At 40.3% G+C, this 21509-nt stretch carries 16 protein-coding genes; 5 read left to right on the forward strand and 11 right to left on the reverse strand.

The features are described from left to right. Positions 1 to 24: 24 nt before the first annotated feature. From CTT31_RS11370 to CTT31_RS11380, 3 genes are all read right to left on the reverse strand, one after another. Positions 25 to 273 carry a di-heme oxidoredictase family protein gene (locus tag CTT31_RS11370; RefSeq protein WP_260491287.1) on the reverse strand — a complete coding sequence of 83 codons (249 nt, stop codon included), beginning with the start codon at positions 271 to 273 and terminating at the stop codon, positions 25 to 27. Then, the gene (locus tag CTT31_RS11375) at positions 228 to 4466 is read right to left on the reverse strand and encodes a di-heme oxidoredictase family protein (RefSeq protein WP_260491288.1); all 4239 of its coding nucleotides are present in this window, start codon (positions 4464 to 4466) and stop codon (positions 228 to 230) included. Before CTT31_RS11375 ends, CTT31_RS11370 begins: the two co-directional genes overlap by 46 nt. Before the next feature lie 349 nt (positions 4467 to 4815). Further along, positions 4816 to 5328, reverse strand: coding sequence for a GNAT family N-acetyltransferase (locus tag CTT31_RS11380; protein ID WP_260491289.1), 513 nt, complete (start codon positions 5326 to 5328; stop codon positions 4816 to 4818). A 357-nt stretch (positions 5329 to 5685) separates the two neighbouring features. Here CTT31_RS11380 and CTT31_RS11385 point away from each other — a divergent pair, with 357 nt between their 5' ends. Continuing rightward, positions 5686 to 5844 (forward strand): hypothetical protein, encoded by a 159-nt coding sequence (locus CTT31_RS11385; RefSeq protein ID WP_211857920.1) that lies wholly within the window; start codon positions 5686 to 5688, stop codon positions 5842 to 5844. A gap of 304 nt (positions 5845 to 6148) precedes the next feature. On the opposite strand, the gene CTT31_RS11390 is transcribed toward CTT31_RS11385, so the two are convergent. Both CTT31_RS11390 and CTT31_RS11395 read right to left on the reverse strand, forming a co-directional pair. After that, complete coding sequence (locus CTT31_RS11390; RefSeq protein ID WP_069018636.1) at positions 6149 to 6694, reverse strand: hypothetical protein; 546 nt, start codon at positions 6692 to 6694, stop codon at positions 6149 to 6151. Positions 6695 to 6868: 174 nt separating this feature from the next. Then, complete coding sequence (locus CTT31_RS11395; RefSeq protein WP_130163803.1) at positions 6869 to 7756, reverse strand: LysR family transcriptional regulator; 888 nt, start codon at positions 7754 to 7756, stop codon at positions 6869 to 6871. A gap of 105 nt (positions 7757 to 7861) precedes the next feature. Here CTT31_RS11395 and CTT31_RS11400 point away from each other — a divergent pair, with 105 nt between their 5' ends. Continuing rightward, the gene (locus CTT31_RS11400) at positions 7862 to 8728 is read left to right on the forward strand and encodes an MBL fold metallo-hydrolase (RefSeq protein WP_260491290.1); all 867 of its coding nucleotides are present in this window, start codon (positions 7862 to 7864) and stop codon (positions 8726 to 8728) included. After that, positions 8722 to 9345 (forward strand): DsbA family protein, encoded by a 624-nt coding sequence (locus tag CTT31_RS11405; protein ID WP_260491291.1) that lies wholly within the window; start codon positions 8722 to 8724, stop codon positions 9343 to 9345. Before CTT31_RS11400 ends, CTT31_RS11405 begins: the two co-directional genes overlap by 7 nt. A gap of 143 nt (positions 9346 to 9488) precedes the next feature. On the opposite strand, the gene CTT31_RS11410 is transcribed toward CTT31_RS11405, so the two are convergent. Next, on the reverse strand, positions 9489 to 10964 hold the full coding sequence (locus CTT31_RS11410; RefSeq protein ID WP_260491292.1) for a serine hydrolase domain-containing protein: 1476 nt from the start codon (positions 10962 to 10964) through the stop codon (positions 9489 to 9491). 82 nt (positions 10965 to 11046) lie between these two features. Between CTT31_RS11410 and CTT31_RS11415 the strand changes: the two genes are divergently transcribed. Next, on the forward strand, positions 11047 to 11580 hold the full coding sequence (locus CTT31_RS11415) for a helix-turn-helix domain-containing protein (RefSeq protein ID WP_084204354.1): 534 nt from the start codon (positions 11047 to 11049) through the stop codon (positions 11578 to 11580). Positions 11581 to 11734: 154 nt separating this feature from the next. Here the strand turns inward: CTT31_RS11415 and CTT31_RS11420 are convergent, their stop codons facing one another. The 3 genes from CTT31_RS11420 to CTT31_RS11430 all read right to left on the reverse strand — a co-directional run bounded on the left by CTT31_RS11420 (position 11735) and on the right by CTT31_RS11430 (position 15045). Next, positions 11735 to 12505: a hypothetical protein gene (locus CTT31_RS11420; protein WP_249122405.1), complete on the reverse strand. Its 771-nt coding sequence runs from the start codon at positions 12503 to 12505 to the stop codon at positions 11735 to 11737. Positions 12506 to 12677: 172 nt separating this feature from the next. Further along, positions 12678 to 13049: a hypothetical protein gene (locus CTT31_RS11425; protein ID WP_039497169.1), complete on the reverse strand. Its 372-nt coding sequence runs from the start codon at positions 13047 to 13049 to the stop codon at positions 12678 to 12680. Positions 13050 to 13365: 316 nt separating this feature from the next. Continuing rightward, positions 13366 to 15045: a hypothetical protein gene (locus tag CTT31_RS11430; protein WP_260491293.1), complete on the reverse strand. Its 1680-nt coding sequence runs from the start codon at positions 15043 to 15045 to the stop codon at positions 13366 to 13368. 500 nt (positions 15046 to 15545) lie between these two features. Here CTT31_RS11430 and CTT31_RS11435 point away from each other — a divergent pair, with 500 nt between their 5' ends. Continuing rightward, positions 15546 to 16190, forward strand: coding sequence for a hypothetical protein (locus CTT31_RS11435; protein WP_211857932.1), 645 nt, complete (start codon positions 15546 to 15548; stop codon positions 16188 to 16190). A 458-nt stretch (positions 16191 to 16648) separates the two neighbouring features. On the opposite strand, the gene CTT31_RS11440 is transcribed toward CTT31_RS11435, so the two are convergent. Continuing rightward, on the reverse strand, positions 16649 to 17422 hold the full coding sequence (locus tag CTT31_RS11440) for a hypothetical protein (RefSeq protein WP_260491294.1): 774 nt from the start codon (positions 17420 to 17422) through the stop codon (positions 16649 to 16651). A 93-nt stretch (positions 17423 to 17515) separates the two neighbouring features. After that, positions 17516 to 21397, reverse strand: a complete 3882-nt coding sequence (locus tag CTT31_RS11445; RefSeq protein ID WP_260491295.1) for a hypothetical protein — start codon at positions 21395 to 21397, stop codon at positions 17516 to 17518. Positions 21398 to 21509: the final 112 nt, after the last annotated feature.

The following is a 21509-nucleotide window of genomic DNA, read 5'->3' on the forward strand; positions in this document are numbered from 1 at the left end:
ATACGATATTGAAAACTTACAAATTTACAGTGAGTTTAAAAATGCCAACACGGCTGATTTATCATTTGCCGACAAACTTTCGTAAGCGACCCTCGCCGCTTGCGCTTCACCATCATGCCATAAAATGGCTTCTTCAATCGTTCGCGCACGACCATCGTGCAGATAGCTTGGCTCAGCGGTACAAAACTCATTGCCTTGCCCACCTAACACATTATCAACACCACCTGTCACACAAGCAGACAAACCAATCCCCATAATGGCGCTGTTCGCCACTCAGCACCGTTCGCGATGCCTTCACCTAAGTTATCCGCAAGGCCTGGGCCCATATCATGCAGTAATAAATCGGTATACGGATGGATCGTTTGCGCACGTAACTCCGCAAATGGATGATACTCACTAGTTTCAAATGTTGCTGTATGGCAACCTTCACAGCCAATTGAGGTAAAGCGCGCCTTTCCTAATTGCACCTCAGGGTCGTCAAGCCCACGCTGCGCTCTTACACCCAATAAAGCGATATATTTGCTTAGCGCAGTGAGATGTTGATCAGACACTTCTACACCGCCACCTCCGCAGCTTGATTGTGATGCCCCACAGTCAGGATTTGGAAATACCGAGTTAGTTACCCCCATATCCGTATTAAATGCACTAGCGACTTGGTGTTTAATTGATGCCGCCGCAGCTTTGTAGCCAAAGCGTCCCAACCGTGTTTGACCGGTAATAGGATCGTTCACGCGCTGCACTTTGCCCGAAATACCGTCGCCGTTACTGTCGTTTTCATCCGCCAAGGCTAACACCGCACTCTCTGGTATCGCTTCAAGTAAGCCCAAGCCCACCAGCTGAGGCGCGATACGGGCTGAATAGCGTGCTGGAGTGGTTTTATTAAATTGGTAATTGGGTGAACGCAAACCATTATTTTCAGTCCACGAAGCAATCGTTACATCTCCCTCGCCTTGCGTCTCGGTATCTATGCCTGTGTTTTTAGGCTGTAACACATTCCCCAATAAGGGATGGGTGTTGCCATTGATATCGGCCACTTTAAACACCCATTTTGCCAATGAGCCGCCAATAGCTGGTGGCGCCGCTCGACCATTGCGGACATGGCAAGCTGCGCAACTGTCGTTGATATAGTGTGGGCCTGACTTTCCAACCACCGCACTAAACACGCCATTTTCTCCGTTGCGTTCATCGTGCTCACCATTAACAAAACTACTGTGGTGAACACGTCGCCCCTGAACAAATGCCTGTCCATTTTGGCTCGATAAATTGGTCGCCATTTGCATAAAGTGATTATCAGGCTCATTAGTGTAATTGTATGGCAATGTGGTTTTGCCTCCTAACCACCCCGCTTCTGCAATCGGGTAAGAATCTTCGCGTTGCGATGATGGATCAGCAAAGTCGCCAACGGTTTGCCATGGGACAAGCCCTTCACCTACCATGTATAAATACGTTGTACCATAATAATTTTCTCGTCCTTCTGGTGGCGCATCAAGAAATTGGCTAACTTCAAACTCCATGCGCTGACCAACTTCAAGAGGCAAAAAGCCTGCCGCAGGGTCCCAATTTAGCGGTCTGTAGTCATCAATGATCACTCTGTAACGATATTGATCACCTGAATCACTTATCTTATTAAAGTTCGTATCATAACTACCGTTATCAAGCTCAACGACCGCACCGCCACCAAAGTAATTACCATGGTACTCAGCAACTGTGCCTAACCCACGATACCAAGCACGAAATTCGCGCGCACCGAGTTTCCATTCTGTAATAAAGGTCACTTCAATACGTGAGCCGCCTTTAGCTACAAAGTCAGCGATTTCAAATTGCGCAGTTCGATGCGTCCAATAATGCGATAAATAGTGATCATAGATTTGAAACTGATCTTCTTTTGCATGGCGGTCTCGGCCGCGATCAGCAAAACGCGTAATTAGCGCATCTCCACGGTCATAACTCACAGCTTGCTCTAAAGGTGTTGTTGCATCATAAAGTGGAACAATAGTGCCAAAGCTGATCTCACAACCTTGGCTGTCAACTTGGCGCCCCGTTGGGGTATTGGGACATTGATCTAGATTATCTGGCACACCATCGTTATCGCTATCATTGTTAGATGAACCAGCGATATTGAACTCAAGCCAGTTTAGATTTAACTCGCCGCCCGCCATTTCAACACGAACGGTATGCACGCCCTCATTTAACGTAATCGACGCAATATTTTGACTAATAAAGGTTTGCCAGCCACCCGTAGCAGGCACAACGGTACTGGCAACTAGATTACCATTAACAACAACATTATATGCTCCATTACCAACTTGGGAGGCAACGCGTGCAGTCAAGTTATAGCTTCCCGCGCCTAAATTAGCCTGATATTCGAGCCACTCTCCCGCCGACGTCCAACCTACGTTGTAACCACCGCCGTTGTCGCTGGTCAGCTCAATATCAACATCATCATTGCGATATTCGCCACCTGTATTGCCTGCATCATTATCAAAATAGTTGCTGTAGTCTTCCGCTTCGATACGAAGTTGTTCAGTGATTAAAATGCTACATCCATCGGAGTTTACCACATCCCCTACAGGCGTATCTGGGCACTGATCGATACCATCATTGACGCCATCACCATCGCTATCGTTACCAGCTGAGGATTCTGAAAGTATATAGGCCTGCTCTGCGGTATCTACGACCGTTCCGTCCTCCTGTAGGTAAGTAAACCAAAAACTAACCACATCCCCCACTGCTAGCCCAGATATTGTCAGCTCATTGCGACCATTAATCACTTGCATGCGGACATTTTGCTGCACACCGCCGTTGACTCGATAATGAACATCCGCCCAACCGGTAGTGTTGACATAGAAAGTTAAGGTATCCAGAGAGACCTGTTCCAATCCATCGGGTAAATTATTCAGTGGACAGCCATTCGCATCAACTTCTTCATTTGGTTGAGTATTTGGGCACTGATCGACGCTATCCGCAACACCATCTTGATCGCTATCAACAGGCGCACTACCGCCCCCTGTCCAGGTAATATCGTCAATTGCCATTTGAAAAGAATAGTTAGGTTCTTGCCCAGCGACAGAGACAATATTGAAGTGATTTTTAATTGATTGTAATGCCACTAAGCTACCCGCTAACTCAGTGATTGGAATACGCACTTCACCCCATTGACCATCACGAACAAGGCCATACTGATTGGTGTTCGCGGGGAATGTGATCCAGTTCTCATTAGTATAAGTGTCAGCAATGCCAATTCTGAAACTCACATCCACAGGAATTTTAATCTTAAAATTTAAGTAACCATCCCTAAAGTTGCTCATATCTCGCGCTTGACGGCTTTGAATACCGGCTCCAAACCACTGCGTTGGCGAATACTGCCATGCAATCACTTCATTGCCTTCATAGGCAGGGGTATTACCCTGAGTGAGTGAGTTTTGGTTCCACACATAAATATCCGCGTTGCTTCCCGGCACTAACTGATTATCGCTTGACCCCTCACTAAAAACACCAAAGGTGCCAACTTCGGGCGCAGTGACATTGCCGCTGAACACTTCACCTTGACCATCTAGCTCATAAATACGCACATAATCCACCACCATTTTCCCAGGAAGTGGCGCGCTCACCTGTTCATTGCTAAGCGCGTCCGTAAATAACCCGCCGACAGCCAAATTCATCAATAGATAAAATGGCGCGTTGAATTCATTTGACTCTTCACTGATAGCAAACGGGCTATCGAACATATCATATTCGACCCCATTATCCTCAACTGTGAAACGGATCGTTTCTTCGGTCCAATAAGTACGATAGATAACAAAGCGATTGGTTAAGGGGGTTGAGGACAAATGTGCATTATCGGTTTTGTATGCCACACTTGCTGCACAGGTTGGATTACCTTCATTGCAGGCGGCATCTGCATAAAAAATTAAGTTTGAACCTGTATAGTTATTGCTTGGCGCACCGGGAAAGCCTGCATCATTACGAGCGGCTTGAGATTGGCCCATCTCCATGATGTCGATTTCGCCTTTTGCCGGCCAGCTAGCTGTACTCGTCCCTAGCATCCAAAGTGCAGGCCAAAGCCCCGTGTCGACATCAGATACCTTCATTCTGATCTCTATCATGCCATATTGCACGGCAAGCTTATTCTTACTCTGGATCTTACCTGAGGTAAATGCCTTGCCGCCTATCGCTTGATTTTTTGCTTCAAGAACAAGGCCTTTGTTTCCCGCTTCGCCTACAATGTCGCTAATATAGACATTATTTTCACTGTACCACTGTAATTCTTGATTACCCCAACCACATATTCCTTGGTCACAACCATCCCCGACATCTATGTTCCATGTGTTGGTATCTAAATTATTAAAATTATCTTCCCAAAGTAAATTCCCCACAGCCGCGTTACTTTGCGAAGACGCACAAACAATTAGACTGATAACGCTAATGTTTGCGAGCTTTGCGATTAACTTGCTACTCGTTTTCACTTTATGTCTCCAAATGTAATGTATAAAACTGCTTTAGTGATCAACCACTAAAACACGGATCCTTTTAATCACTTCATAAACCGCAGAAATGAAAGCGCTTACATTTCAATCCATAACAACCCCGAACAATTGAAAAATATAGCGCTTTTCAAACACACGAGCTTTACTAGACACTTTTCAGCGCGGTGTAATCGTATGTTGAATGTTAAACCTAACATGTAAGCGCTTACATTAACAAGAAAATAACAACAATTGTTATATTTTTTACTTTTATCAATTGATAGACTAACGACAAATCAAGCGCTGTGATCAAAGCACACTCAGGGAAATAAAGGTCAAACCGCTGAGGTCAACAGACGCGATGGATCTCATATTCAAAGAAAAGTGGACTGTTTTCATCATGCACTTGCTGTGAAAACCCCAGCTTTTTGAGCAACTGAATGGACGCATGGTTGGATTGCTCCACTCCCGCAATGAGGGTACTCCAAAGCTCTACATTGGTAACGGCATGGATAAACCCTTGCAGCAATTCACTGGCGTAACCTTTGCCCCAGTATTTTTCAGCCAATAAATAACCGATATGCGCATCACTTTCGTTTTCAACGTAAACAAACAAAAAGCCAATTGTCTCATGCTGCCCAAGCTTAACTTGCAGTAAGCGGCTCTCTGAACACATACGCTGAAACCAGTTTTCGGCCTGTTTTGTTGAATTAATACCATGAAAATAAGGGGGAAGGTTTTCAACCACATTAGAACTCAGGATATGGGGGATTTGCTCTATCAGCCGTTCACGATCGAGTGCCGGAAAATCGTCGTTAACCTCTATAATATGCAACCTTAAGGTCTGAAATGATAATGCCATTAGCTCCCTACTTTTTATCAACTCGATTGTTATCCTAACTAGGATACTAGCATTGCTTATTTTAATGTGTAAGGCGTACGCAGCTATTTGCTGCAACAATTGATTGGATATAGGTTGCACAATCAACAAGATTGACATGCACAAAAGTCTAGCGCTGTCATTTTTATTTACTTGATAAAAATTCAATATAATAAACAACTTAAAAAACAAACAACTAAAAGATCTACTGAAGTTATTTGCCATCCCCGCTTGAAATATGTTGAAAAATTAAACAGATTATTTAACAGATAAGTACTTAGAAATAGGTATTTATCTACATTACCGAATAATCAAAGATAAAAAATAACTGGATACAACATGAAACTGAAAAAAGTAAAATTAAAAAACCTTAACGCAAATAAAGCGCTAGATTCTAAACAAACGAAAGAAATAGCAGGCGGAACCGGCGCTTACAGTAAAGACTACGGCGCATGCTATACCACTCCTGAATTTTGCCCAACGGTTTATATCTGCTAAGTATGCCAAGCCCAGCAACTAGCTGGGCTTAGTTTTAAGTAAAAAGTAATTGAGAAATAGCGATAACTGAGAGTTATGGATCGGAATATTAGCTATTGTTATTCGCATATTTCCTGCTTCGAATAACTATAAAAGCCTTTAATGCCCAAGGAGCACTGATAGCGAACACAGTCATCAAAGCTGAACTCGTGAGAATAACCAGAATAATAGTTATGTTTAACTTGGATTTTTAATTTTCTGAACTAATGGGGAGCCAGTAAATATTCTAAGTTCATTCATCCGTCCCAAGCTCTTCATTTTCAGGCTACTTAGTGGTCGCTGCCTTTTTATAATACACACCAACTTCTTCGGTGAGTAAGGATAGGCTTTGTAGATTACTCTTTTCTTGATCTGTGAGAGAAGACCAAATAGGTCGGTTTGCCGGCAAGTATGGGGTCACTATCCTATTTATTGAATTTGATATTATCTTAAGGTGGTCAAACACTCTGACTTGGAATTTCTCCAGTCCATCAGTTCCTGATCTCGAATCAATCTCTAACATCACATTTTGCAGAGAAGGAAAATATAATTGATTACCGGGATGAACTGCGTTGTACTGCATCTTGAGTAATATTCCACTTAAATGACTAATGTTAATATTTTCACCTTGTTCAGCACCAAATTTAATATCTTGAAGAAGTAGATTGAGTTCAAGATTTGCTTTTCGCAGGGTCTGCTTTTGAACTTTTTCTTCAGCGGAACTTTTCTGAATCTCAGCATATTGCCAAGATACAAAACCGATCACTACAGAGGACAAAAACCAAAGTACAAAAGGCTGGTTTAATATTTCTAAAATTCTTCCTCGGCTCATTCCTAAACCTCACAATTAACACCGTGTAATGTTAATTTATCTTAGCAGAGTAATGGCAGAGCACATAAACGAAACAAATCGCTGTTTTCAGTGTAGCGCGTTATCAAATTTGAGAGAGTGCTTATTTCAACGTTAATTGCCATATAGAAGCCCGTGGTAATCCCGTACAACACTTCACCATGGCGTGCTGGCAAAATAGTGAGACAAATAGTCTATCAATGCCCTCACGGTTGGAGACATATACTTTCTCGAAGAATAGAGCACATATATATTCATATCGCTTGGCTTCCAATCAGGCAATACCTGCTTAAGCTCGCCAGATTTGATGTAGCGGTTAACCAAATAAGTGGGTTGAATTGCCAGACCAGCGCCATTTAACGCTGCGTGCAATAAGGCCGTTGCTTCGTTCGCAGTTAAACGGCAGTTTACGGCTACCGACTGTTGTGAGTTACCTTTGCGCAAATGCCAGATATGCTGCTGAAAGTTCTTATACCCGAGGCACAAGTGCTCAGCTAGATCATCTGGCTTTTTGATTTCACTTGTATTCGCAAGGTATTGCGGCGACGCCACGATAACTGAGCTACATACTGCAATTGATTTACCAATCAAAGAAGGGTCCGGTGCAGAGGCAATACGAATAGCAAGATCTATCTGACTTTCAGTGAGATCGGCCACAGAATCTTGCAAATCAATGTCAATATTTACGTCAGGATGTGCTGACATAAACTGTTGAATAGCGGGCACAAGTTGAGAAAAGCCGAAAGACATACTGGTTGCTAGTCGAACCGAACCAGACAGTTTGCCGCTGGTATTCGCCAAGCCGGTTATGGTGTCGGCTTGCCTCAGCCACTGTCTCACTTCTTCCAAGCAGGACTCCCCAGCTGTAGTTAAAGACACTCTTCTCGTGGTGCGATGTAATAAACGAATGTTTAGCCAGCTCTCCATTGCTTCAATGTATCGAGTTACCATAGGGCGAGACATATCTAGCCTGTCAGCCGTCGCGGTAAAGCTACCCGTGATTGCAACGTCGGCAAAGACCCTAGCAGCGATGAGTCTATCCATTTATTTGCTCGATTTATGAAACAATGATGTTTAGTTTGGCATGTTTTTCTGAGCCTATCAATTTCATATCATCTGCTCCGTACTAAACCTATTGAGGCAAAAGATATGAAATACCTAACGTTGATAGCAGCATCGATTTTATTAGCGAGCAATGCGATGGCAGCAAACACCGCCCCACTTACACTGGATGTTTATAACGCTGACAAAAACAGCTTCCACGTTAACTCAACACTGGTGATTGGTGAGAGTGAAGTGATGGTCGTAGATACAGGTTTTACCAAAGCGGATGCTCTACGCATAGCAGCCAAAGTACTCGACAGCGGCAAAACCCTAAAGACGATTTTTATCAGCCAAGCTGATCCGGACTATTATTTTGGCGCGGAAGTGCTACACACTTTGTTCCCAGAAGCTAATATCCTAACCACAGCGGCCGTAAAAGCGGTGATTGAAGAAAAGCTCGCGGGTAAATTAGCATTTTGGACACCAAAAATGGGGGAAAATGCACCTGTTAAGCCATACATCCCCACAGTTGTAGAGGGAAATACACTCTTTGTAGATGGACACAAAATAGAGATCCACGGCACGCAATCTGAGCTGGCACACCGCCCCTACTTATGGATCCCGTCAAGTAAAGCGGTTCTGGGCAATGTTGCAGTCTACGGTAATGTGCACTTATGGATGGCCGATGCGCAATCCCAACGCAGTCAACAAGCGTGGAGTCGCCAATTAAAAGAGTTAAAAGCACTCAAGCCAGAGGTTGTAATACCTGGTCACATGAAAGCAGGCACCAAACTTGATGCAAGTACCATAAGCTACTCGCAGCAGTATTTAAGCGACTTTAGTCAGGCAAAAAGCAGCAGCAAAAATAGCGCTGAACTGATTAATAGTATGTCTGCACGCTACCCTGATGCAGGATTACCCATGGCGTTGGGTATTGGTGCTAAGGTACATATGGGAGAGATGAAATGGTAAAAGTGCACTACTTCTTCGACCCCATGTGTGGCTGGTGTTACGGTGCGACTTCACTGTTGGATGCAATTGCAGCCAACAGTGACCTCAAGCTTGAACTGCATCCTGGAGGTATGATTGCTAATCAATCTATAGAGAAAGCGTTCCGCAACCACATTCTCACAAGCGATGCGCGTATAGCCAGCATAACAGGCGCGCAGTTTGGCAAAGGTTACATCCAAAGGGTGAATAGTAACGAGTCGATGATCCTTGACTCATACATCACCGCTCGTGCCATCATAACCGCTGAGCAATTGGGCATAGCGCCACTTAACATGCTTAAAACTATTCAGCACGCACACTATGTAGAGGGCAAACAGGTTAACCGAGCTGAGGCTATAGAGGAGCTAGCCGTTGAGCTTGGGCTAGATAAAAACCACTGGCAACGAGCTATGCTGGCAAATCAAGGTGCTGAGCAAACAAAAATCGTGCAAAGCCGTCTATTAATGCAAAAGCTTCAAGTTACTGGCTTCCCAACCCTTATCCTTGAAAAGCATGAGAAACAGGTAAAGCTTCCGCATACTGCCTATTACGGTAAGCCCGATGCTTGGCGCAAGCTAATTGATGACTATATACACTAGTTTTATGACTAGCTTTTGAATTGAAATTGGATCTGCTGTTACGCTAATGCGAGCCCCAAAAGGGGCCGTCAGCATATCCGCTACACAACTTCGACGTTGTCACACCAATTTGCATTTAGATTGCAACCAACCTTGCCTCTGAATTACCTAACTTTTTGGAATTGCCAATCCTTTAATTCGATAACGGACATGCTTTTATCAGCGGTTAGTTCGTAGAACTTACCCGGTCTAAGTTCTACTATAAATTCATTATCTGCTTGTCCACTGTAAATCTTGCTCTGTAAATTCCCCCAAGCAAGATGTAAATCGCTGTCTCTCTGTTTAATGGTCAACCGTCCAACATCCGTGTTTTCGTATACACCTTCAAGTAATGACTTAAGCGAAGGTGATATGCTCCGGCGTTTTGACAAGTCTTCTCTTTTAGCGGCAATTTCTGCCTTTGCTTTCTCGACATAAACAGCAAGATCAGTCATCTCCTCTTGATGGAATTCAATAAGCTTACTCACATCTTGATTAGTTAACATTTTATAAGCGATTTCAGTTATTCTGCCATTTAACTCATTTGCAATGAGCCCACTTTCGTTATGAACAACAACGACACCAAGGTTTTTTTCGGGAGCGTAAGATACTTGAACAGAAGCGCCATCAAATCCCCCTGTGTGCATTAACACACTTTCACCAGCGACTTTTGAGTGCATCCATCCCCATCCATAGCCGGAAAAATAGCTATCGATATCACTGACTAGTAGTTGTTGAGACGCTCTTACAACCGACTTGGGAAACGCTGAGCGCTCTGCATTTATTGGTAGCAAGTGGGTTATCAACTTACCCCAATCATTTGGTCTGGCAAAGATACCCACTGAATACAAAGTCGCATTGTTTTTATTCATATAAATCTCAGATTGACCACTTCGAAATTTATATGAATATGGGCTTGGAATAGGCCAATTTTGCAATCTCGCTTGGTCAACATCTGCTGTTGAATTTTTCATTCCTGCAGGTAAAAGCACTAGCTCTTTAATCGCATTTGTCCATCCCCCTTCATAGTTCTCATCAAACCATATTGCTAAAAGATTGTATCCAAGGTTTGTGTAACCAAACTTACCTTTTTTAATTTTCGGGTGCGGTTTTAGCGAGGAAACAAAATGAAGTCGTTGCTTTTTGTCATGGTTTCCAGTGTAAGAAAAAGTCCATGTCATCGCGTCATTTGTTAACCCGGAGCGATGAGACAATAAATCTCTGACTGAGTAGTTGTCAGGATTGATAAAAGAAAACTTAACGTTTGGAAATAACTGCCTCAAAGTAGAGTCCTTAGAAAGCAAACCTTCTTTTTCAGCCTGTAATGTCGCCAGCCCCATTATCGCTTTAGTTGTCGAGGCGAAATAGTAAACCGAATTTGTATCGACAGGGATCTGCTTTTCAACATTCGCCATACCAACGTGAACTTCGTGAGTAATTTGACCATCTTTAATCAATACAACGGATGTGCCTGAAGCCGACTTAGTCAAGGATTTAGCTTTAACGATAAAGTTGTCTAAATGCGTATATTCTGACGCTACACTGACAGAGCTGATGAAACAAAGTAAATAAACGAAGCAAACAAAAGTTTTACTAGGCATGTAATTCCCTTCTGAATAGATAAGTGCTGCATTGTGCGTTATAGTGTACACAATATCACTGTACGCAATAACGCACAACATAATGAAAGTTAAATCGGAAATTTCCAAAAACCTAGGTGTTAGATTAAAAGACATCAGAAAAGAGAGAGGCCTAAGCCTAGATAAATTGGCCAACATGACCGGCATCTCCAAGGCGATGTTAGGACAAATTGAAAGGTTTGAGTCTAGTCCAACAGTTGAATTATTGTGGAAGTTGGCGCAGGGTATTGGCATAGAGTACACAGTGTTACTTGATCCGAGCGACCCGCAGAATTCGAATAACTCTATCAACCAAGAAGGCTCTATATTTGCTCCTGTTTATTCATCTAACGGGTGCAAAAATACCGAGGTGTTTGTCATTTCTCTCATTCCAAATGATGAACACTTAAGAGAGCCGCATGATAATGTTGCCGAAGAACTTGTTCATGTTCTAGAGGGTCAACTTGAAGTTTTTTATGACGGTGTTTGGCATCTCCTTAAAACTGATCAGAAAACCAAGTTTAGTGCTGCGCAAAAGCATGGTTATAGAGCTTTAGATTCTGCTACAAAGTTTATTAACGTCATAGTTTATAAGTGAATTTCATTTTAACGAATTTTTGCCGATTGACTTTAAACAAGCAGTCTCTGATATTTTAGACTCTTAAGTATTGTAGTGTGCGTCCGCTCATCACTATCTTCAACTTTTGAGCGTCATGCAAAATGTGAGACTTACCCACGCTATCAATACTCAATTACACATTTATGTTAATTCTAGGATATATTGCCTCGTTCATTTTCATTGCAAACAGCATTGGGTGGCTATTCACTTTGTCCTCAAGTGTATGATAATCCTGACCAAAGCCCGTATCATGGAATTGGTTTTCGAAGCTTTTACTTAACTCATTCAACCTAATATTGCCATAAAGGTCCTTTGCTTCGATGCCTTGCCGATCTGCACTAGAGAATCGAACAATTTGTGCAAGTCCTTCATGTACCTGTTCATAGGCATTTTTTAGCTTATTGTTTTCGTTAATTATAGACTCAAGATCCTCACGCAATTTATCGTCTACACTTCCACCAACGAGCTTTAGTGTGCCATCTTCCTCTTGCGATAAATCTAAAGAACTCAAATCAATTCCTGGATTTAAGCTACTTTGTTCTTTTTTAAATTTTTCAAACTCGCTTAAGGTGGTTGCAAACGCCTCTTGCGTCTCTGCCATCACTTTATAATTTTGTTTACTAATCTCAAACGTTTCTTGTTTTAATTTTTGGATTTCTTCTTCAGTTAATACTGGCGTATTTTCGGCTGACAATGCCGCAGCGTTCATCTCCTTCTCTGGTGCTTGAGGTTCGATGTTATGCGCCTTAGCCACCTTTTTAGCGGTTAGGTTACTGGCTAAATTGACCTGCGAATTAACTAGTGGTGAATTGGTGTTCACTGTTTCAGTCCTTGATAGTGGTAACTTAATGTAGAAAACATTAACATTTGTGCTGATTTTCTCAAGGAGAAAAGAAAACAACATTTGTAACCGCTTTTAAAAGACTAAAATATTGTATAAGACATATTGGCATAGAGAAAGTTAACTCTATGCCACTTTAATGAGGAAGTTAAGGTATAGGTCAGCAATGATATTTTCACTACACAAACCAGATTTTGGTGACAAAAAACTGCCTTACTCTTTTCAATATTAACGGCTAGACAATTAAGAAATTAATTCTTCGTAATTCGTCATCATTAGGCGAACTTCTATATCCCATTGCTGACACATCTATTTCGCTTTGGTTAGCATTTACTGCAAGGCTCTTTACACCTTCCTGAGGATCTTTAATACTCAAAATTTCCAAAGTACCGAGTACGTTACCGCTGTCTCCGCCAATAAAGTCAATATCTAACTCACCATGGTGGCCTGTTTTAGCGACCACCTTAAAGACGCCATGTTCACCTCGAGGGATTACTTTACCATCAATTGAACTGCCATCACCCTCAACCCAAGAGTCTCGAGTGACTTTCGTAGTAATTGATTGATTTGTTCTATTCTTAATTGTGACATTCGCTGGACTGGACATAAACAAACTCCTTCTTTCGAACTTGTGCTTGAAGGCCTTCCCTCAAGCTGCGCACAAAGTATAGAAACGAAAAATGAGTAAGGACATTACAGCGCATTACAAAAAGTACTGATGGGATTTGCCATATTTTTACCCAATGATAAGCGTATAACAAATTTGTACAACAATGCCACAACGCGAAATACATAAATAGGCTGACTGAAAATTGCCCGAAACAACGACCTGTTAGTCCCATTGAATGCTATATACTCTGGGCCATTGAGTTCTAAATTTACATTGGATATTAGCTAAATGATCCACGACAATGCTTTACTTGTTACAATGAATTCATCATGGTTTCAAGATTACTCCATGTAATTGAACCACTTAGACTAATTTCTCCGACACCATTCAATGAATCTATATTCATTCTTACAATTTTAGATAGTTTTTCTTTTCTATTATTAGAATCAACTAAGTCACTAAATTTTAATATTCGTGCAGCTAGTGGTGGCAACTCAAAGCCATATGGGTTAACTGGGTTAGACTTAAATACGGACTTGGCACCAGGTTTCGATGAAAATATCACAGCATTGTTTTGTTGGCGGTACTCAAATCTGCTCCCAATTTGCCGCATGACCTTCCCAATATCTGACAGCTCATTTGTGATCAGCGCACTATCACCAATATAGTAAAGTTCAGTTCCTTCCTTATCCCCTAATAGCATGCTAACCCTAGTAAGGGCATCAGCCATCTCATCATTTGGGTAACATGCATCGATCATTAGTGTGAAAGGTACGTTTGCCATTGACAGCGCATTGTATAGCTGCTCTACAAGAATAAGGCCATCTCCCGACTCACTAAGTGAAGGGCTATAGCTCTGTGCAGCTCGTTCCGCGTAGTCTTTATTTACATTACCTTGAAGTAGTACGATTTCTCCATTAGGTAAAGAAAGGGCATGCCCTGTGTAATATACCACTAGGTGCTCTACAGGATTCTCAAGAAGCTCTAGTGTCAGATCCACCGTCCAATCCAATAACTTATCATCACTGATCGGCATTTGTTTGGTGCTATTCAGTTGCTTTACAAAAACTGGGTCATAAGATTCAAAGAATTGCCGCATCAAAAAAGAAGCTTCTGTAGATTGCGGTATATCTAATGACCGAAAGTTAGCGTAATGTGCATTGGCAATTGTAACCACTCCAAATGAATTGTTCGTTTTTCGTTCTTGAACAGGGTTTTCATTACCGATCTCTGCCACTCTTCTAGAGCTCAATTCATTTAATACTAACGCACCTTTGTCAGATAAATCAGTAGCAACATAACTTGCTTCCATCACTTCATAGGCAAATACGATAGGCGAATTAATAGAAAATGATATTTCTTTTCTATCTTCAATATTATCTGAAAAGTTAAATGAGCCAAGTCTTGCTTTCTCAACTTTATATCCAGTTTTAGACATATCAACTAGCGTTTTGACACCAGATTCATTTAGCGCGCGAACCACGTACTCAACGACACCAACATACGCGCGACTTACAATAATTGGCTCTATATTATTTTCCATAGCCGCCTGCACTAAAACATTTTTTGCAATTTTCTCCTTCAATGCACCAATTGGTAATTCTGCAATAAATGCATCTTTAATATTAAGAGTTACTTCCAATTGTCCATCATTAGAAAACGCATTATTAAACAAGCTGCTTTTTCCACCAGCCTGAACATTGGACATATCGTTAACAACTGCTTCTATAGTAAATTGTTCACCTCTCAAAATAGATTCATCATCAGCATCACCCGAGCTGTAAACCATAAATGATGAATTGCTTGGGGATAGTATTGAGCCCGGAAAGCGAGCATGTTTTGGAGGGAGATTTAACAATAATTTGCTTGGTTCGACATTTACAGCAGAGGCAATTGCTTCCTTTAATGTTTTCTTTTGTATATCTCCAATAACGAAAACAGCAATGCCAACTACTGCGGTTATAAAAACAACAATTGCGAGTGATTTTTTCATGATGGTCCCATAAATTCCTATTCACCTGTTGTAGCTCCAAAGCTACTATTGAGAAGTGTTTTTGATTGCATAACAACCGTAATCAACGAGCTATTGGGCTATTATCTATCTTTAAATCGTCTTGTTTCCATCCATCTTATACCTCTACCATTTGCTCTAAATAATTACTATTACAATGTTTACATTCACTCTACAATCTTATTCTAGGACAAAAACGAGTAAGTGGGAGGAACAACAGCAATTGGCAGAAGAGACCGAGCCGTTATATGACCCAGTTTATGGATCTCAGCAAAACCCACGCTATAAAAGAAAACCGACACGGGCTTTTAGGGATATTATTGACCTAAACCCCGCACCAAAACAATACGAAACAAGGTGGTTTAGGTGTGGCTACTGTACGAATATTTGGCAACGCTCAAGTATAGATATTCCTTATTCTGTTGATGAAACACCGTGCCCATCTTGCGATCACCTAATCAGAATAGGTTAAGGCAAACGACATGATTAACGACAAATCAAAAGCCCTACTTGAGCAAATGAGAATTGACGCTGATGAATACTTTGAAAGCTTATATAAAAGGTTTAATGATGATTACAGAGTATTTGCAGATGTTTTGGATAGCTTCAATCGCAATACAAAAACGCAGCCCGAATTCGCTTTTAGAGATTTTTGGCAGCAAAAATACGCTTCTTACCCCATAGAATCAGAACTGTGTAATTGGGCTTTTGAGCTTTTTAACAATTTAAAACGGTTTTACTCAGGAGGTGTATTTGAGCTATTCAAAACCAAGCAAGTCGAGTGGGGAGCACCACCAATCAGAATTAAACGCGAAGACGTACCAACGAACTCAGATATTGAGCAACTTGAAGATGAAGTAACTATATACCGTGGTTTATCACCCGACGAGTTTGAAAGTAAAAATTTCGCACAGTCTTGGACTATAGACTATGAAACAGCTAGACGATTTGCTCATGAAATATATAAAGATAAGATTCAAGGCATAGTTGTTAAAGCGATTGTTCCAAGAAACAAAGTTATCTATTTTGATGCTTCTGACAATGAGCAAGAAGTGATCATTGAATATAGTTCAGTAAAAATAGCGGAGATATTTGCTCCAACAAAAGCTATCAAACCCGTTAGTTGAAGTACTAATAATCAGGTAATGGCCAACTATCTTCTTTATTAAAACTTGAGCGATCGATGAGCTTCTCTCTACGTGGTACACTTCGCGATAGCAAAAGCAACTTGTACGTATGAGTTTTAGAAGATTAGTAGAGAAAGTACCATTTGATCTAGTTAACTGAGATCTAGCATTTAGTTGGATTTATAAAGGAATTAGTATAGTTTTGAATACTATTAATAAGACTTACACTTCAAACAACAAATATGTGGAGTTTGTAGTATAAGTTTGCATAAAGACGTCATCGTTACTTCAATGACTTAGCATTTTGATGGAAGTATAACTTGGCATAAAAGTGAAGTGAAAGTATGCAAAAAGTGACCAAAAGTTAACGCGTGACGTTTACTTTATAGGTTTTATTCAGACTAGTTCGATTAAATATTTGACTTTCGCATAGTAATATTACACTTTTAAATGCTTCATCAGCAGTAAATTATGCGCGATATATCTCTGGCATAATAATATTCCTCACATCCCGATATTAGCTTTAAGTTTAGTGAAGAAACTGATTCCTTAGACATTATGTCTAAATCTGAGCCTTTAGGCAAAACCACTACGTTAGGTGCAATTGGTATAATTAGCTGTCTATTAATCGTGTCGGGAAGAATACAATCTAAAATTATTAAACGGTAAACTTGCCATTCTATATTCTTGAGCATTGCCCTGCTGTAATCGTACATACGTTGAACTTGGAAACTGTTGGATTCATGCGCTCGGACAACACCACCTCCCGATGCGCCGATTTGCTCTAAATTTTGTACTTGATGTTGAGTAAGTTGGGGATCGGGAATACCGTTTAAGCTCTCCTTTTTCATATCATTAATTCTGAATCTGAATCTCGCGTCCCAAAGACTAATATAATTCGTCAATGTTTGATGATCTGTGTGAGTTAGATTGTCTTGCCCATTGCATATTCTCTCTGACAGGTCAAAGAACGAAGTTTCAATACGGGGGAAAAATTGTTTTTCCGCTTTTTGAGTCCACGCTCTAGCCACCACTGCACCAGGCTCATAGCGGTCTAGCTTTCTGAAATTAACTTTTAAATTCAGCTTATTTACAACGTATAGCCGCTCATTCTCGCCTGAAAAGCGCCTCATGGATGAGTACGGTAGAAAATGCTGTCGCCAAGTAAATTTATATACATCATTATCTACGATACCAACATCTTTTGCTTTCATCTTCTTTTTGTACTTCATATTATCCCTGTACTGCTTTGCTAGCGCTGCTAATGCAGTTGATTTCTGCGACCAATAATCAAATGTTCTTCTAAGTAATAACTTACACAAAAGCTAACTATCAAACCTTAAATTAACCATCATATGGTAGATAACTACTGGTTTTTTATCTCGATACCGTATTTCTTTATAGAAACTTACAGAGCTATCACTTTTAGTATTTTCGATTTGCTCATTTTGCAAACGTGACTTGTTAAACCCAAGATAGTCTCGATTTTTATTTCTCTCATAATATTTGTCACAAAGCTCTGAGAATCCAGCCACATCACAATATGCGAGAATAAATACAGGACTCAAGCACTCTTGATCATAACCTGCAATTTTATTTAAATGCTCGTCTATAACCGTCGTATTGTGCGAAAAGAGCCTAAATGCTTCCATTATGGCAATACGCTCATTGTTCTTATCACATAAGAAAAAGTCTATTTCACCAACGCCATCACTATTTTGGCGGCTAGAACGACCACCCCGCTTTTGATCTCTACAACTTAAACCCAAATATGACATTCTGTGATCGAATAATGAAGTAACCCAATCATTAATTAAGTCTTCTTTTACGATTCGATGTGATTTGTTTGATTTTTCGCCGAGTTTTACGTTTAAGTTGTTTTTCCTCACAAGCAGCTCACCAATTATTTTGCTGATCTGATTATATAAAAACAATTCAGGTGTTGAATTGGGCTCTCCTATTATACTTGCTAGATCTGGTAAGTCTTTGCTTTGTATTTCATGAAGCGCGCGTCGTAGTTCGTCGACAGATTTAGGCCTATTGACTATTGAATAGGTCGTATTCTTGGTCAGAGCCAAAATCTGTTTGGGTTCCATATCACCAATAATCAGTTGTTCTAATTCTCGCAGTTGCTCATCGGCATCTTCTCCTAATGAAGATACCTTGTGATACCTTCTAAGGTCTTCGAAAATAGTTTGTGCGGAATAGTGCTCTCCTCGCTCCTTAAGCAGATTGCAATATGAAGTTACGATAGCAATATTCTTGCATTGATTTGTTGATAGCTTCGCCCAAACGGAGTCAGCCTCTTTGTAATCAGCAACTTTACACAAGCAATTAAACCACCTGGAGATTATTACTGATTCAATTTTTTGTATATCAGCTCCTTGAATAGAGTCTAACCACTCATCTAACGCCGCTCTGTACTCACTAATTGAAGCATCTCGACGCTCTAAGTAATTTAATTTAGAACTGAACCTATTGCCTGCGTAACTGAGATGCCTCAATTGTTTATACAAACCATCAAAGTAATTGTACGCGGTTTCTGGCTCTTCATTGAAAAAAATAAGTGCGCATATATTCCTTCTAAAGCAATCACAATCTGTTATTAAATCTTGTTTGTTATGAGAGATGACTTCTCCATCAAAGGGCGTGCTAAGCTCTTGAACCTTTTTCAGCTTCGCTTTATCACATAGCTGTTCATCGTTATAAATAAGTAGCAAACTAATTTTATATTTATAAACTTCCCATTTGTTTCTAACATGCAAGATTTCCATCTCAGGAAGTCGCTGATTTATATAACTTTTCTTATCATTCAGTAGTAGCAACCCTTGCTTCAATATATGCTCTGCAGTGTCAACTAAGCCAACTCTACAAGCGTAATCCAGTGAAGCTTCTAAATCATTAATACCCTGATTACCAAAGGCTTCTTTAGTTGATAAATCCTTAATAAATTCTAGCAAAGTTGTCTTACGAGATTTTCGATTCAACTGGTGGCACAACTCTAGCGTTTTTAGGGGTGGTGCTCCCGCCCTAAGTGTTTCTATTACTCTACTAAACTCATAATCATTTAGATTTTCAACAAATGTGCTAAACTTTCGCCATAGTCTGTAATCGTCATTCCAGTCATCGTCAAAAATACTGTATATTTCCCTGGGTTCATCTGCAAATCCAAAAGTCTCAAGTAAAGCTAGAATTTTTGATATGATGCTATTGTTTAAAGCTTGCTCTCTGTTTTCAGAATACAAGGCCATCAATAGCTGATAGTACCCTCTCAATAAACTTTTGTTTTGCCAACAGAAATCATTCGTTACGACCAATTTAGTGAACCACCTGTGCGGTTGGCCCACAAGATCTAAATATTCTGCAACATAACAATCCTGAATACGCCACCAAGGAAGTAGGTCAAAAAACATATACGCGTTAAAGCTATGGTCTTTATTGTCAACTGACGAATTAAATTGCTTGCAATAAAGCGCCAATATTAGCTTCTGTGACCTAGTTACAATTTGCTTTCTGTTTGGAAAGTTATAATTTTCGGCCTTTTCTAATAACCAAAAAAGCAAATAATATTTCCACGCTTGCTTGTATAGGTCACTCTCCCCGTCTTCTTCAATGTCATCAATAAGTGGTTCTGAAATTAATGAAACCTGCTCCAATGTCATTTTATTTAACAAGATATCTAGGCAGTCTTTTCCTGCATTTGGCTCACCTCTGTAATTTAGGTTAATAAAACGTTTTGCCATTAAAGTGAGCAGTTCAACCACATAACCTTTCCCAATACTTTCGTGTTCAGAGTTAATATTGAAATATGTTTTGTGATGCATATTTAAGAACTCGTTACAAACAACCGGAAAGTACTTTAGGTGATAGCGCGCTCTCTCATCATGACTTAGGTCTAATGCTTGAAGCCGTGGATATTTTGAAAAAATATATAAAGCAGAAGTAGCCGTTTCTTTTTGAGATAAAAGATACAATAAGTATTCCACCGAGCAAAAATCGACCATGTCTTTCATCAGCATATCTCGAAGCTCATAACTGCTTTTTGAAGCTTCAAATAGCTGTTCTAGTTGCCCACGACTATCAATTGTTATTGTGTCTGTATAAATATCCGCCTCAATAATTATTTTTAAGGCTGAAAAATAATAGTTTGGGCGCCCACGAAACGAGCTTTGTCTCAAAAGTGGTTCAAAAAAAATGCTGCACCCAGTCGAGGCGGTAAGACCTGACACAGTAAAGAACAAGCTTTCTATTTCTTCGATAGACCTTTTCTTTATCACTTCTTTATATGAGCTTTGATCTCTTGATGCATCGGAAATATTGATCTGGATATAACTTGTACCCTGAATATTTAAAAAAAGGCCTCGTACATCTAACTCACAGGCCCACTTATTAACAAGAACATACTGGGGTTGCTTTAGCTGTTCATCCTTAGAGATCATATGTCCCAAAAAAGCCGTGTAGACTTGCTGGTTGAAGTCATTCACAAATTGAAAATTTATGTTCACGAAGTGCCCACTAGAATATACATTACTGATTAAAAACCACTTTTCTAGTGGTTCTATTTCATCATGTTCAAAATCTAGTTTATAGGGATCGGTTTTACTTTCTTTAAAGCCAAGTTTATCTACCGCTGCATTCCATAAGAACTCTGCAATTAAGCTATCTAATTCAAATTTAAGTGCTTGTAAATGATAAAAGCCGCGTTCATCAGTAAACTCTGATATTATAAAAGGCAGTGACTTTGCCTTTAAAACTGATTTTGCCACCTCTTTATCTATTTTAAAGTAAGGTTTAACAAAACCTTCTCTTCCGCTGACGATATTTTTGAGTAATTCAAAAGCTTCATGTAAAGAGTGACAAGACTCATGAAGTTCATCTTTATCAGGGATGCTATAAGCATTTATTTGGCAATAGTTTCCATAGAAAGTGACAAGTCCCAACTTTTCCAGTGTTGACAAGTCAACATTAATCACTTTTTGGTAGGTTTCATCATTGCATTTTGGCCAAGATAACTGGCCAGATAACAACTTAACCACATTTTTTTTGGTAAGTTCAGGAGTAGCCAATTGTGCGTTAATGAGCAGTTCAGCTATCGCTTTATCTTTAACAGTTGCGTCGAAGTTTGAGATATAAGCCGATTTACGTTCAACTTTATGTTCTCTTAATAGCCTACTTATTTCACCGATGTTTTCTGAAACGTAACGCATAATCTATTTTCCGTAGTATTGAAGCTAACTGTTGAAAACACCTGAAAAGGTAATGCAATTCAATACTGTAGCGCACGATTTTTATTCTAGAGCATTGAACGAAGTATAAAAA

This window comes from Pseudoalteromonas maricaloris (assembly GCF_024746855.1).
Taxonomy (GTDB): domain Bacteria; phylum Pseudomonadota; class Gammaproteobacteria; order Enterobacterales; family Alteromonadaceae; genus Pseudoalteromonas; species Pseudoalteromonas maricaloris.

Bases quoted from the DNA above. Each gene is read 5' to 3' on its own strand.
- CTT31_RS11380 (WP_260491289.1), bottom strand. From the start codon at position 5,328: ATGGCATTATCATTTCAGACCTTAAGGTTGCATATTATAGAGGTTAAC.
- CTT31_RS11385 (WP_211857920.1), top strand. From the start codon at position 5,686: ATGAAACTGAAAAAAGTAAAATTAAAAAACCTTAACGCAAATAAAGCG.
- CTT31_RS11390 (WP_069018636.1), bottom strand. From the start codon at position 6,694: ATGAGCCGAGGAAGAATTTTAGAAATATTAAACCAGCCTTTTGTACTT.
- CTT31_RS11395 (WP_130163803.1), bottom strand. From the start codon at position 7,756: ATGGATAGACTCATCGCTGCTAGGGTCTTTGCCGACGTTGCAATCACG.
- CTT31_RS11400 (WP_260491290.1), top strand. From the start codon at position 7,862: ATGAAATACCTAACGTTGATAGCAGCATCGATTTTATTAGCGAGCAAT.
- CTT31_RS11405 (WP_260491291.1), top strand. From the start codon at position 8,722: ATGGTAAAAGTGCACTACTTCTTCGACCCCATGTGTGGCTGGTGTTAC.
- CTT31_RS11410 (WP_260491292.1), bottom strand. From the start codon at position 10,964: ATGCCTAGTAAAACTTTTGTTTGCTTCGTTTATTTACTTTGTTTCATC.
- CTT31_RS11415 (WP_084204354.1), top strand. From the start codon at position 11,047: ATGAAAGTTAAATCGGAAATTTCCAAAAACCTAGGTGTTAGATTAAAA.
- CTT31_RS11420 (WP_249122405.1), bottom strand. From the start codon at position 12,505: ATGTTGTTTTCTTTTCTCCTTGAGAAAATCAGCACAAATGTTAATGTT.
- CTT31_RS11425 (WP_039497169.1), bottom strand. From the start codon at position 13,049: ATGTCCAGTCCAGCGAATGTCACAATTAAGAATAGAACAAATCAATCA.
- CTT31_RS11430 (WP_260491293.1), bottom strand. From the start codon at position 15,045: ATGAAAAAATCACTCGCAATTGTTGTTTTTATAACCGCAGTAGTTGGC.
- CTT31_RS11435 (WP_211857932.1), top strand. From the start codon at position 15,546: ATGATTAACGACAAATCAAAAGCCCTACTTGAGCAAATGAGAATTGAC.
- CTT31_RS11440 (WP_260491294.1), bottom strand. From the start codon at position 17,422: ATGAAGTACAAAAAGAAGATGAAAGCAAAAGATGTTGGTATCGTAGAT.
- CTT31_RS11445 (WP_260491295.1), bottom strand. From the start codon at position 21,397: ATGCGTTACGTTTCAGAAAACATCGGTGAAATAAGTAGGCTATTAAGA.